Annotated in this window: 11 protein-coding genes and 1 pseudogene; 8 read left to right on the forward strand and 4 right to left on the reverse strand. The window is 70.1% G+C overall.

Going from position 1 to position 13,151, the window contains the following annotated elements; all coding sequences use genetic code 11:
* Positions 1–129 precede the first annotated feature (129 nt).
* Together NGJ44_RS17005 and ilvD are read left to right on the forward strand one after the other, a co-directional pair.
* Positions 130–945, forward strand: coding sequence for an AraC family transcriptional regulator (locus tag NGJ44_RS17005; RefSeq protein ID WP_251864660.1), 816 nt, complete (start codon positions 130–132; stop codon positions 943–945).
* Between the two features lie 114 nt (positions 946–1,059).
* Entirely contained in the window at positions 1,060–2,922 is a 1,863-nt protein-coding gene (ilvD, locus tag NGJ44_RS17010) for a dihydroxy-acid dehydratase (RefSeq protein ID WP_251864661.1), read from the forward strand.
* A gap of 87 nt (positions 2,923–3,009) precedes the next feature.
* Here the strand turns inward: ilvD and NGJ44_RS17015 are convergent, their stop codons facing one another.
* Complete coding sequence (locus NGJ44_RS17015; RefSeq protein ID WP_251864662.1) at positions 3,010–3,957, reverse strand: LysR family transcriptional regulator; 948 nt, start codon at positions 3,955–3,957, stop codon at positions 3,010–3,012.
* A gap of 113 nt (positions 3,958–4,070) precedes the next feature.
* On the opposite strand from NGJ44_RS17015, the gene NGJ44_RS17020 reads away from it, so the two are divergent.
* Positions 4,071–5,582: an argininosuccinate lyase gene (locus tag NGJ44_RS17020; RefSeq protein ID WP_251864663.1), complete on the forward strand. Its 1,512-nt coding sequence runs from the start codon at positions 4,071–4,073 to the stop codon at positions 5,580–5,582.
* Positions 5,583–5,876: 294 nt separating this feature from the next.
* Here NGJ44_RS17020 and NGJ44_RS17025 read toward each other — a convergent pair.
* Positions 5,877–6,086: pseudogene (locus tag NGJ44_RS17025) on the reverse strand (MFS transporter); the annotation flags it as partial.
* Positions 6,087–6,274: 188 nt separating this feature from the next.
* Here NGJ44_RS17025 and NGJ44_RS17030 point away from each other — a divergent pair.
* On the forward strand, positions 6,275–7,156 hold the full coding sequence (locus NGJ44_RS17030; protein ID WP_251864664.1) for a LysR substrate-binding domain-containing protein: 882 nt from the start codon (positions 6,275–6,277) through the stop codon (positions 7,154–7,156).
* 155 nt (positions 7,157–7,311) lie between these two features.
* Here NGJ44_RS17030 and glpK read toward each other — a convergent pair whose 3' ends face one another.
* Both glpK and NGJ44_RS17040 read right to left on the reverse strand, forming a co-directional pair.
* The gene (gene glpK, locus NGJ44_RS17035) at positions 7,312–8,832 is read right to left on the reverse strand and encodes a glycerol kinase GlpK (protein WP_251864665.1); all 1,521 of its coding nucleotides are present in this window, start codon (positions 8,830–8,832) and stop codon (positions 7,312–7,314) included.
* Positions 8,819–10,201 carry a DHA2 family efflux MFS transporter permease subunit gene (locus NGJ44_RS17040; protein ID WP_235490346.1) on the reverse strand — a complete coding sequence of 461 codons (1,383 nt, stop codon included), beginning with the start codon at positions 10,199–10,201 and terminating at the stop codon, positions 8,819–8,821. Before NGJ44_RS17040 ends, glpK begins: the two co-directional genes overlap by 14 nt.
* Positions 10,202–10,387: 186 nt before the next feature.
* On the opposite strand from NGJ44_RS17040, the gene NGJ44_RS17045 reads away from it, so the two are divergent.
* The 4 genes from NGJ44_RS17045 (at position 10,388) to NGJ44_RS17060 (ending at position 13,071) form a co-directional block, all read left to right on the forward strand.
* Positions 10,388–10,576, forward strand: a complete 189-nt coding sequence (locus NGJ44_RS17045; RefSeq protein ID WP_053245662.1) for a DUF3460 family protein — start codon at positions 10,388–10,390, stop codon at positions 10,574–10,576.
* 15 nt (positions 10,577–10,591) lie between these two features.
* Positions 10,592–11,479, forward strand: coding sequence for a segregation and condensation protein A (locus tag NGJ44_RS17050; protein ID WP_251864666.1), 888 nt, complete (start codon positions 10,592–10,594; stop codon positions 11,477–11,479).
* Between the two features lie 38 nt (positions 11,480–11,517).
* A complete protein-coding gene (gene panC, locus NGJ44_RS17055) occupies positions 11,518–12,369 on the forward strand; it encodes a pantoate--beta-alanine ligase (RefSeq protein ID WP_251864667.1) in 852 nt (283 codons plus the stop codon).
* 135 nt (positions 12,370–12,504) lie between these two features.
* Complete coding sequence (locus NGJ44_RS17060; protein WP_251864668.1) at positions 12,505–13,071, forward strand: response regulator transcription factor; 567 nt, start codon at positions 12,505–12,507, stop codon at positions 13,069–13,071.
* Positions 13,072–13,151 lie beyond the last annotated feature (80 nt).

The following is a 13,151-nucleotide window of genomic DNA, read 5'->3' on the forward strand; positions in this document are numbered from 1 at the left end:
GAATGCGGAGGCGGCAGGGCGGGCATGGAGCGGGCAGGCGAACGGTGAATCGGGGCAGGAATCCGTCCAGGCATGCTAGGCGGGCCGGGCGTGCCCGTCTAACGTCAATCGGGCAAGTATCATCGAAAAATGGACATAGCCCCGGACACGGACCCGGCCGCGCCCGCGGATCCCGACCTCTTTTCCTACGAAGCCTCGCCCCGGCCGGTGGCGGCGCTGGCCGTGGACTATCCGGACGGCCACCGCGTGCGGCGGCACCGCCACCGGCGCGCCCAACTTCTCTATGCGATTTCGGGAGTGCTGGTGGTGGATACGGCGGCCGGCATCTGGGTGGCGCCGCCCACGCGCGGCGTCTGGGTGCCGGCCTGGACGCCCCATGGCATCCGCGTGAGCGGGGCGGCGCGCGTGCGCGCCGTTTTCGTCGAGGCCGGCGCGGCCGGACGCCTGCCCGCGCAATGCTGCGTGCTGTCCGTTACGCCGCTGCTGCGCGAACTGATCGTGGCCGCCTCGGCCGTGCCGGCGGACTGGCGGCTCGGCACGCGCGACGGGCGGCTGATGCTGCTGCTGCTGGACGAGCTGCGCCAGGAACCGGCCCTGCCGCTGCACCTGCCCCAGCCCGCCGAGCCCAGGCTGGCCCGCATTTGCCGGGCGCTGGCGCGCCATCCCGGCGAGCCGGCCGGCGCGGCGGACTGGGCCCGGCGCCTGGGCGTGGATCCCAAGACCGTGCACCGCCTGTTCCTGCGCCACACGGGCATGACTTTCGGCCGCTGGCGTCAGCAGGCGCGGCTGCTGGCGGCCATGGAGCGGCTGGCGCGCGGCGAGCGCGTGCTGGACGTGGCGCTGGAGCTGGGCTACGAGAGCCCGAGCGCCTTTGCCGCCATGTTCCGCAAGGCCACCGGCGAGACGCCCAGCGCCTACGCCGCGCGGGGCGGCGCGGCCGCCTGAATGGGCGCGAGGCCGTCCGAAAGCCGGCGGGGCCGGGCCCCGGCCGACTGGCCCGGCCGGAACCGGCGTATGATTTAGCGTTTTGCCGCCTACGCCAACAGTCTGAGACAAATCATGCCGCAATACCGCTCCCGCACATCGACCCATGGCCGCAACATGGCCGGCGCCCGCGCGCTCTGGCGCGCCACCGGAATGAAAGACGGCGACTTCGGCAAGCCGATCATCGCGGTAGTGAACTCCTTCACGCAATTCGTGCCGGGCCACGTGCACCTGCGCGACCTTGGCGCCCTGGTCGCCAAGGAGATCGAGGCCGCCGGCGGCGTGGCCAAGGAATTCAACACCATCGCCGTGGACGACGGCATCGCCATGGGGCATGGCGGCATGCTGTATTCGCTGCCTTCGCGCGAACTCATCGCCGACTCGGTGGAATACATGGTCAACGCGCACTGCGCCGACGCCATGGTCTGTATCTCCAACTGCGACAAGATCACCCCGGGCATGCTGATGGCCGCCATGCGCCTGAACATTCCGGCGGTGTTCGTGTCGGGCGGCCCCATGGAGGCCGGCAAGGTCAAGTCGCCCGCCGACGGCAAGGTCATCGCCAAGATCGACCTGATCGACGCCATGATCCAGGCGGCCAACCCCAACGTCTCGGACGAGGAGGTCGCCGAGGTCGAGCGCAGCGCCTGTCCCACTTGCGGCTCGTGCTCGGGCATGTTCACGGCCAACTCCATGAACTGCCTTACCGAGGCCATCGGCCTGTCGCTGCCGGGCAACGGCACCATCGTGGCCACGCACGCCTGGCGCCGCGGGCTGTTCGAGCAGGCCGGCCGCCTCGTGGTGGACCTGTGCCGCCGCTACTACCAGGAAGAAGACGCCTCGGTGCTGCCGCGCAGCATCGCCACCAAGAGCGCCTTCGAAAACGCCATGACGCTGGACGTGGCCATGGGCGGCTCCACCAATACCGTGCTGCACCTGCTGGCGGCGGCCCAGGAAGCGGGCGTGGACTTCACCATGGCCGACATCGACCGCATCTCGCGCCGCGTGCCCTGCCTGTGCAAGGCCGCGCCCGCCACGGACAAGTACCACATCGAAGACGTGCACCGCGCCGGCGGCATCCTGGGCATCCTGGGCGAGCTGGCGCGCGCCGACCTGCTCGACCTGTCCTGCGGCAACGTGCACAGCGGCACCCTGGGCGAGGCCATCCGCAAATGGGACGTGAAGGGCGGCGCGGGCGAAGAGGCGCAGACGTTCTATCGCGCCGCGCCCGGCGGCATCCCCACCACCGAGGCCTTCAGCCAGGACGCCACCTTCCTCACGCTGGACACGGACCGCGCCGGCGGCTGCATCCGCGACAAGGCGCACGCCTATTCGCAGGACGGCGGCCTGGCCGTGCTGTACGGCAACCTCGCCGAGAAGGGCTGCATCGTCAAGACGGCCGGCGTGGACGAATCGCAATGGGTGTTCACGGGCCGCGCGCGCGTGTTCGAAAGCCAGGATGACGCGGTCGAAGGCATTCTGGGCGACAAGGTCGCGCCGGGCGACGTGGTGGTGATCCGCTACGAAGGCCCCAAGGGCGGCCCCGGCATGCAGGAAATGCTCTACCCCACGTCCTACCTGAAGTCCAAGGGCCTGGGCAAGGTCTGCGCCCTCTTCACCGACGGCCGCTTTTCGGGCGGCTCTTCGGGCCTGGTCATCGGCCACGCCTCGCCGGAAGCCGCCGAAGGCGGCGCCATCGGCCTGGTCGAGGATGGCGACGTGATCGAGATCGACATCCCGCAGCGCAAGATCCACCTCGCCGTTTCCGCCGACGAACTGGCGCGCCGCCGCGACGCCATGAATGCGCGCGACGATGCCTGGCAGCCCGTGGGCCGCCAGCGCGTCGTCTCGCAGGCCCTGCAGGCTTACGCCGCCCTGGCCACCTCGGCCGACCGCGGCGCGGTGCGCGATCTTTCTCAGCTCAAGCAGAAGCGTTGAGCCGGGGCGGGTGTCCCCGCCCGGGCTGGTTCGCATTTCTTTCCGTTTTTCCCTGCCCGACGGGCCGCGCAATGCGCGGCCCGTCGGCTATCGGTTTCCGGCCGCTTTGCGCAGCGCGGCGGCGGCCTGGCGGGCCGCCTGCACCAGCGCGTCCAGCGCCGCATTGCCCGGGCCGGCGCGATACACCAGCGTGAGCGGCGCCGCCAGGCGCTGGTCGCGCCGCAGGCGGAAATAGGCCACGTTGCCGCTTTCCTTGTCGCGCATGGAGGCGGGCACGACAGACACGCCCGCGCCCGCGGCCACGAGATTCAGGTTGGTCATCATGCGCTCGACCTCGGCCCCGATGCGCGGCGCGAAGCCCAGCCGGCCGCAGAGGGCGAGCAGGTCGCCGTACATGCCCGGCGCGCCCGGCCGGCGCACCAGGAGGAATGTCTCGTCGCGCAGCGCCTCCAGCGGCAGCGACGGCAGCCGCGCGAGCGGCGCGCCCGGCCGGGCGCGCCGGGCCAGCGGATGGTCCTGCGGCAGCGCCAGCACCATTTCCTCTTCCAGCAGCGTCTCCACGCTGAGCCCCTCGGGTTCGGCCACCAGGCGGCGCAGCAGGCCCGCGTCCAGGTGCCCCGCCTTCACGCCCTCCATGATTTCGGCCGCATTGTGTTCGCGCACCTGCACGCGGATGCCCGGGCGGTCCTGGCGCAGCCTCCGCAGCAGGGCCGGGGCCAGCCCATGGGCCGAGGCGGAGCTGGTGAATGCGACGGAAAGCTCGCCTTCTTCTCCGGCGCCCACGCGCCGCATGCGTGCGAGCAGGCCGTCGGCGTCGCCCAGCAGCCGGCGCGCGTCTTCGGCCAGCAGGCGTCCGGCCGCGGTGAGCGACACGCCGCGCGGCAGGCGGTGGAACAGCGTGCAGCCCAGTTCGGCCTCGAGCGCGCGGATCTGCTGCGACAGGGGCGGCTGCTGGATGCCCAGCGCCTCGGCCGCGCGCGTGATGTGGCCGGCGTCGGCCACGGCCAGGAAGTACCGCAGATGGCGCAGGTCCATGGGATATGTAAAAAATATGGTTCTTCGATTTTCCATATATTTTACGTTGGTAGGGGAAGTGTCTAAGCTGCTTTTTCCAGAGCCGCAAACGCGGCCGCCTCAAGGAGACAGAGATGATTCAGGCAATTCCCCGACCGCCGCGCCTGGCTTTGCTGGGCCTGGCGCTGTATGCCGCCGCGTCCGCCGCGGCGCCCGCGGACACCGCCAGGCGCGACGACTTCTACTGGCTGGGCGAGTTCAACAAGGCTTCCACGGTGATGACCGTGGAGCAGGGCATCATGCCGCGCGACCTGGGCGTGAAGACCGCCCGCGCCGTGGCCGAGGTCATCGCTCAGGGCGACAAGCCCGGCGGCAAGCGCCCGCAGGACTATCTCAAGCTGGAGCCGCTCATTATCGCCATCGCCGGGCCCGACGCCACCCGCATGCACTCTGGCCGCAGCCGCCAGGACATCCTGGCGACCACGCGCCGCGTCATGCTGCGCGACCGCATGCTCGACCTGTACGACGCTCTGAACGAGGCGCGCGGCAAGATCGACGCCATGGCCGCGAAGTACGCGGACACCATCGTGCCGGCCTACACCAATGGCGTGCAGGCCCAGCCCATTACCTACGGCCATTACCTGCTGGGCTACAGCGCCGTGCTGCGGCGCGACGCGGCGCGGCTGCGCGAAGCCTACGCGCGCCTGAACCTGAGCCCCATGGGCTCGGCGGCGCTGGGCACCTCCAGTTTCCCGGTGGACCGCAAGCGCCTGGCCGACCTGCTGGGTTTCGACGGCGTGGCCGAGAACTCGTACGACGCCAACCAGCTCGCGCAGATCGACGTGGGCGCGGAGGCGGCCGGCCTGGTCAACACCATGGCGCTGACCGTGGGCGCTTTCGTGCAGGATGTGCACACGCAATACCACCAGACGCGCCCCTGGCTCATGCTGCAGGAGGGCAAGCTGACGGGCACCAGCAGCATCATGCCGCAGAAGCGCAACCCGTATGCGCTCAACACGCTGCGCCTGCAGGCCAGCCAGGCTATCGGCGACGCGATGACCGCGCTGGTGGTGGCGCACAACGTCACGCCCGGCATGCCGGACTACAAGCGCGCGCAGGCGCAGGAGGCCGTGGATTCCGCCACCGAGATGTACCGGCGTCTGAGCGCCATGCTGGACGGGCTGGTGCTCAACTCCGGGCGCGCGCTGGAGGAGGTCAACGCCGAATACTCCACCACCACCGAGCTGGCGGACGTGCTGCAGCGCGACGCCGATGTGCCGTTTCGCATCGGCCACCATTTCGCCTCCGACCTCGTAACCTATGGCCGGCAGAACGGGCTGAAGCCGGCCGAGCTGCCGTTTGCCGAGGTGCAGCGCATCTATACGGAGGCGGCCCGCAGCTTCGGCATCGAGAACGCCAGGCTGCCGCTGACCGAGGCGGCATTCCGCAAGGCGCTCACGGCCGAGAACATGGTGGCTTCCAGCAAGGGCCTGGGCGGTCCGCAGCCGGCGGAAGTGGCGCGCATGCTGAAGGAGGCGCAGTCCAGCCTGGAGGCCGACCGCAAATGGTCGCAGGACGCGCGCGGCCGCCTGCAGGCCGCGCAGCAGCGGCTGGATGCCGCCTTCGGCAAGCTGGCCGGATCCTGAGCCCGCGGCTCAGTTCCAGGCCGGGAGGCGCCACCCGCCGGCCGTTGGGCCCGGCGGCGCTCGCAGCGCAGGGGCCTGATGAGCGCCATCGCGTTGTCCTGCCGCTCCAGCCAGCGCAGGGCCGCCTGCGCCGGCGTCCTGCACCTTGCCGTCGGCCATGCCGTAACAGGCCGTCACCGTCATGCATGGGGAGCGGCGCGGGCTATGCGCAGGCCGCGGCCGCGCGGGCGGGCCGCCGGTCGAGCTTCCAGCTCGCCAGCGCGACCGCCAGGCCGGTGAACATCAGCGCGATGGCAGCGTCTTGCGCGGCAGCCGGGTGGTGAGGATGGCCACGGGCGGCGCGCCCAGCGTGACGCCCAGGGCGTAGCCGGTAACGAGCAGGCCGGCGCCCGACAGCGAGATGCCCGGGTCGGCGTCCACCTCGGGCAGCAGGCCCATGATGACGAACTCGGTGGTGCCGATGCCAAAGGCGCCGACGGCGGGCGCCCACAAGGCGACAGGCATGTGAACCTCCGGAAACGGAACGGGAAGGAGGCGGGCCAGCCCGGGCGGGGTAGGCCCATGGCGGGCGGGTCTGTCCGCGCGGCGGGACGGCCAGGCGCGGGCCCGCAAGCCAGGACTCGCATTCTGCGCCGGCTGATTCGTGAGAAAAACAGCTATAAAGAAAAAATGCTTATGACTTGGACTCAATGATGGCCTTGAATTCCGACGCGCTGCGGCTGTTCCTGGCGGTGGTGGACGGCGGCAGCATGAGCGCCGCCGCCGAAATGCTGGGCCAGACCGCTTCGGGCGTGAGCCGCGGCCTGTCGCGGCTGGAGGAGCAGCTAGGCGTGACCCTGCTGTCGCGCACCACCCGGCGCATGGAGCTGACGGAGGAGGGCAGCCAGTTTCTGCAAAAGGCGCGCCGCATTGTGGAGTCGCTGGAAGAAGCGGAGGAATGCATGCGCATCATCCACCAGCAGCCCGCCGGACGCCTGCGCGTGGACGCGTCGGCGCCGGTGATGCTGCATTGCGTGGTGCCGCACGTGCGGGAATTCCGCGAGCGCTATCCGGCCATCCTGCTGGAACTCACCAGCAACGACCGCATCGTGGATCTGCTGGAGCACCGCACCGACGTGGCCCTGCGCGCCGGCCCGCTCACCGATTCCTCCCTGCACGCCCGTCCGCTGCGCCCCTCGCCCCGCTTCCTGCTCGCCAGCCCCCGCTACCTGGCCGGGCGCGGCGAACCCCGGCGGGTGGAAGACCTGGCCGGCCATGAACTGCTGGGCTTCACCCAGCCCGAAACCCTGAACGTCTGGCCGCTCAGGCACGAGGGCGGCTCGAGCTACCCCATCACGCCCACCCTGGCCACGTCTTCCGGCGAAACCCAGCGCCTGCTCGCCCTGGAGGGCGTGGGCCTGGCCTGCCTGTCCGAATTCATGGTGCGTCACGATCTGGCCCAGGGCCGGCTCGTGAAAGTCATGGAACACGCCTACACCGACTATCTCCAGCCCATGCACGCCGTGTACTACCGCAACACCCCGCTGGCCCGGCGCATCGCCTGCTTCCTGGATTTCCTGGCCGAACGGCTATAGCCCCGCCGCGCCGACGCGCGCCACTTGCTCCGCGAAAAGCGAACATTCCAACCCGAGCCGTCCCCAGGCCAGGCACCGGGGATCCGGCTCCGCCGGTCCGCCAGCGCAGCCCCTGGACGGGCCCCTTGGGCGGCCCCCCCCCCTGGGCGGGCCTGCTATTCAGGCCGGGACCATCCTTTCGCCAGCTCCACCGCCTGGCGCCAGCGGCGCATGCGGGCTTCGCGCACCGAGGCCGGCCAGGTGGGCTCGAAGCGGCGTTCGGCCTGCCATTTGGAAGCGAATTCTTCCTGGTCGGCCCAGAACCCCACCGCCAGCCCGGCCAGTCCGGCCGCGCCGAGCGCCGTGGATTCGGGCACGCGGGGCCGCACCACCGGCACGCCCAGCAGGTCGGCCTGCATTTGCATGAGCAGGTCGTTGCGGGCGGCGCCGCCGTCGACCCGCAGCTCGGTGAAGTCGATGCTGCTGTCGGCGTTCATGCAGGCCAGCAGTTCCGCGCTTTGCAGCGCAATGGATTCCAGCGTGGCGCGCGCGATGTGGGCGCGCGTGGTGCCGCGGGTGAGGCCCACCAGGGTGCCGCGCGCATAGGGGTCCCAGTGCGGGGCGCCCAGGCCCGCGAAGGCGGGCACCATGAAGACGTCGTCGGTGTCGGCCACGCTGCCGGCCAGGGATTCGATTTCCTCGGAGCGCTGGATGATGCCCAGCCCGTCGCGCAGCCACTGCACCGCCGCGCCCGCCACGAAGACGCCGCCCTCCAGCATGTAGGTGGGTTTCCAGCCCGCTCCTTGTCCGTCCGGCAGGCCCCAGCCCACGGTGGAGAGCAGGTTGTGGCCGGATGCCACGGGTTTGTCTCCCACGTTCATCAGCATGAAGCAGCCGGTGCCGTAGGTGTTCTTGGCCATGCCGGGCGCGAAGCAGGCCTGGCCGAAGGTCGCGGCCTGCTGGTCGCCGGCCACGCCCGCGATGGGAATGGCGCCGCCCAGCCATTCGGGCTGGGTGCGGCCCACCACGGCGCTGCTGGGCGCGATGGTCGGCAGCACGCTGCGGGGAATGCGCAGCAGCGCCAGGATGTCGTCGCTCCAGTCCTGCGTGTGCAGGTCGAACAGCATGGTGCGCGATGCGTTGCTGGGGTCGGTGCTGTGCACGGCGCCGCCGGTGAGCTGCCAGATCAGCCAGGTGTCGACCGTGCCGAAGGCCAGCTCGCCGCGTTCGGCGGCCTGGCGCGCGCCGGGCACGTGGTCGAGCAGCCAGGCAAGCTTGGTGCCCGAGAAATAGGCGTCCAGCACCAGCCCCGTGCGCGACTGCAGGAAATCGGCATGGCCGTCCGCGCGCAGCTGGTCGCACATCGGCGCGGTGCGGCGGTCTTGCCAGACGATGGCGCGCGCCAGCGGCCGTCCGGTGGCGCGCTCCCAGATGAGGGTGGTTTCGCGCTGGTTAGTGATGCCCAGCGCCGCCACGTCGGCGGCCGAGACGGCGGCGTTGCGCAGGGCCTCGCGCGCCACGTCGAGCTGGCTGTGCCAGATTTCGGCGGCATCGTGCTCGACCCAGCCCGGACGCGGGTAGAACTGGCGGAATTCGCGCTGGCCGACGCCGCGCACCGTGCCCTCGCGGTCGAAGACGATGGCGCGGGAGCTGGTCGTGCCCTGGTCCAGGGCGAGGACAAATTCATTCGTCGTCACTTTGTTTGGCGCCATTCAGGTGTGCCCCGGCCAGCGGCTCGAGGCGTCTAAAGGAGAAGACCGATGCTGCGCACAGCACGCCTATGACGATGAATCCGGCAACCACGTCGCCCACGGCAAGCCTGTCGGCGCCGCGCAAGGCCATGCTGATGTTCAGCGTAACCGCGGCCACCCCCACGCCCAGGCTGATGCCGAGCTGTTGCGCCATGGCGGCGAAGCTGCTGGCGCGGCTCATCATGGCCGGGGGGATGTCGGCATAGGTTAGCGTATTTACCCCCGTGAATTGCAGCGACCGGAAAAAGCCTCCCACCAAAAGAATGAGGATCATCAACCATACCGGCGTCTGCGGCGTGAAGCCGGCGCACAGGACGATGAAGCTGCCGGTAAGCACCGCGTTCACGGTCAGCACGCGCCGGAACCCGAAGCGGCGCACGATGGGCGTAGCGACGAATTTCATGAGCAGGGCGCCGGCCGCGCTGGCGAAAGTGATCAGGCCGGCCGAGAACGGCGTGAGCCCGAAGCCCACCTGCAGCAGCATGGCCAGCAGGAAGGGCGTGGCGCCCACCGCGAAGCGGCACAGGTTGCCCCCCAGGGTGGCGATGGCGAAAGTGGGCACCCGCATCAGGGACAGGTCGATGATGGGGCGGTCGCTGCGGCGGGCGTGGCGCGCATACAGCAGACCGCAGGCCGCGCCCAGCGCGATCAGGCCGAGCAGCAGGGGCAGCGGCATCACGTCGCGGCCGATGGCCTCGAAGCCGCTCACCAGGGAGGCCAGGCAGATGGCGCTCAGCAGAAAGCCGGGCCAGTCCAGCGGCGGGGTGCCTTCCTCGCGGATCTCGGCCACGCAGCGCATCACCAGCGCGATGCCCAGCACGCCGATGGGAATATTGATGAGGAAGATCCAGTGCCACGACATATAGGTGACCATGAACCCGCCCAGCGGCGGGCCGATCACGGGGCCGAGCAGCGCCGGGATGGACAGGAAAGACATGGCCTTGAGCAGGTCTTCCTTGGGCACCGTGCGCAGCAGGATGATGCGGCCCACCGGCACCATCATGGCGCCCGCCATGCCCTGCACGATGCGGGCCAGCACCAGCTGCACCAGGTCTTGCGAGAGCGCGCAGGCCACCGACGACAGGGTGAAAAGGCCGATGGCGGCCACGAAGACGCGGCGGGCGCCGTAGCGGTCGGCCGCCCAGCCGCTCACCGGCACGAACACGGCCACCGACAGCAGGTAAGAGGTAATGGCCACGTTCAGGCGCACCGGCGTGGACCCCAGCGCGCGCGCCATGGCGGGCAGCGCGGTGGCCACCACCGTGGCGTCCAGCATCTGCATGAAAAGCGCGCAGCCCACGATGAATGGAATCATCCGTGCCGCGCGCGCCGCGTCCGGGGGAGAGGACTGGCCGGGACGGGGGGCTGCTGCGGATTCTGCGGGCATGGGCGGAAGCGGTGCGGGAACGATCTGAGAGGGGCGCCTGACGATTGTAACGCCCGGGGAAGGGGCCCGCGTGCAGTAAACTCCCCCCATCTGAAACCCGCTGAAATTGGTGTCATGGCAAACAACTACCAATCCGAGATCACCCAGTTCCTCAACGAGTACAAGAAGTCCCACCCGGGCACCGAAGAGCGCCAGCGCGAAGGCCGCGCCCGCCTCTGGGACAAGCCCCAGGACCAGGAGCTGCTGGAGGGTTTCCGCGCCGCCCGCGTGCCGCAGAAGCCCTATGTGTATCAGGCCGACTGATACGCGCCGGCCGCCATGTCCCTGCCCTCGTCCGTTCCGGGCGACGCCCTGGCCGCGCTAGTGGAACCGCAGATCGACAGCACGCCCGACACCGTCGACAGCGTGGCCTTCGCTCGCCTGTACGGCGAGCCGCTGTTCCAGTTGCCGACCGACCTGTACATTCCGCCCGACGCGCTGGAAGTGTTCCTGGAAGCGTTCGAGGGGCCGCTGGACCTGCTGCTCTACCTGATCCGCAAGCAGAACTTCAACGTGCTGGACATCCCCATGGCGGATGTCACGCGCCAGTATCTGTCGTATGTGGAGCAGATCCGCATCCATAACCTCGAACTGGCCGCCGAGTACCTGCTCATGGCGGCCATGCTCATCGAGATCAAGTCGCGCATGCTGCTGCCGGTCAAGAAGACCGACACCGGCGAAGAGCCCGAAGACCCGCGCGCCGAGCTGGTGCGCCGCCTGCTCGAATACGAGCAGATGAAGCTCGCCGCGCAGAAGCTTGACGCCCTGCCGCAGTTGGGGCGGGATTTCCTCAGCAGCCAGGCGGTGGCCGAGCTCAACGTGGAGCGCGCGCTGCCCGAGGTCAGCGTCGACGACCTGCGCGCCGCCTGGGCCGACATCATGAAGCGGGCCCGGCTCAACCAGCACCACCACATCACGCGCGAGCAGTTGTCCGTGCGCGACCACATGACGCACATCCTGCGGCGCCTGAACGACGTGCGCTTCATGGAGTTCGGCGACCTGTTCATGGAGCGCATCCGCGAAGGCGCGCCGGCCGCCGTCGTCGTGGTGCATTTCATCGCCATGCTGGAGCTCGCGCGCGAATCCCTGCTGGAAATCACCCAGGCCGAACCCTACGCGCCCATCTACGTGCGCCTGGCCTACACCAGCGTGACGGCCGCCGCCTGAACCCGGCCGGCCGCCGTTTCCCTCTCCGGAGAAACCCCTTGAAAGTCGTACACACCATCCAGGAATTGCGGGACCACCTGCGCGGGCAGAACCGGGTCGCTTTCGTGCCCACCATGGGCAACCTGCATGAAGGGCACCTCGCCCTCATGAAGCTCGCGCGCCAGCACGGCGACCCGGTGGTGGCCAGCATTTTCGTCAACCGCCTGCAGTTCGGTCCCAACGAAGATTTCGACCGCTATCCGCGCACCCTGGCGGCCGACATCGAAAAGCTGGAGCGCGCGCGCGACGTCTATGTGCTGTTCGCGCCCGACGAACGCGAAATGTATCCGGAGCCGCAGAACTTCCGCGTGCAGCCGCCCGACGACCTGGGCGACATCCTGGAAGGGGAGTTTCGTCCGGGCTTCTTCGCCGGCGTGAGCACCGTGGTGCTCAAGCTGTTCTCCTGCGTGCAGCCGCGCGTGGCGGTGTTCGGCAAGAAAGACTATCAGCAGCTCATGGTGGTGCGCGCCATGTGCCGCCAGTTCCAGCTTCCCGTGGACGTGCTGGCGCATGAAACCGTGCGCGCGGACGACGGCCTGGCTCTGTCGTCGCGCAATCGCTACCTGTCGGACGCCGAGCGCGCCGAGGCGCCCGCGCTGTACGCCGAGCTGCGGCGCATCGACCAGCGCCTGGCCGCGGGCGAACGCGATGCCGCCGCGCTGGAGCGCGATGCCGCGGCCGAGCTGGCGCGCCGGGGCTGGCAGGTGGACTACGTGGCGGTGCGCCGCCAGCGCGACCTGAAGCGCCCGCAGGCCGCCGACCTGCAGGCCGGCGAGCCCCTGGTGGCGCTGGCCGCCGCCAAGCTGGGCGCCACGCGCCTCATCGACAACCTCGAACTGGGGCAGGGCTGACGCGCCCTGGCCTGCGGCGGCGGATGCCGCCCGGGCGCCCCGCCGGCGGGGCGCCCCCTGGCAGAATTGCCAGCTTACGCGGAAAGACCGGGCCCGGCAGACTGCCTGCAATCGTTCATTGCAAAAGGGCCTCCCATGCAGCCGCGTCCCGACCTTTCCGAATTCCTTGCCCGGCTCACGCCGCGCGAACGGCAGATTGCCGCCTACGTCGCCGCCGGCAGTCCCAACAAGGTCATCGCCATCGATCTGGGCATTTCGCTGCGCACGGCGGAAGCCCATCGCGCCCGCATCTTCGCCAAGCTGCAGGTGCGCAACGCCATGCAACTGGCCTGCCGCCTGTGCGCGCATGCCCGCATGCTGGAGCCGCCCGGCCCCGCGCAGCCCGACGCCACGCAGCCCGATGTTATGCGGTTCGGTGTCGCGCCGCCCGCAAATCCGTCCTCGCTTTCCGCCATGCGCCTGCACGAACCCGTGGCGCGGGGCTATGCCGCCCGAGGCTGCAGCCGTCCGGGCGCAGCCACGTCCACGGACGCGGCTGAATCCCATGGCGATGGGGCGCCCGCGCCTGGCCGGGCCCGCTCCGCGGACGGCAAAAACGCCAGGACGAATATCGAGGCCGGCGCGGAGGCGAATCCGAGGGCCGGCGCGCGTGCGCCGCAGCGCGCGGCGCCATGGCGCACGTTGCCGCGCTCACGCCCCTGATTGCGGCCGTGGGGCAGACCATGGGTCGGGCCGCGGTTCGGGCCGCGGGCCAGGGCATGAGGCCGGGCGCTGCGCCGCGA

Source organism: Achromobacter sp. Marseille-Q4962, from assembly GCF_943737005.1.
In the GTDB taxonomy this organism is placed as follows: Bacteria; Pseudomonadota; Gammaproteobacteria; order Burkholderiales; family Burkholderiaceae_B; genus Achromobacter.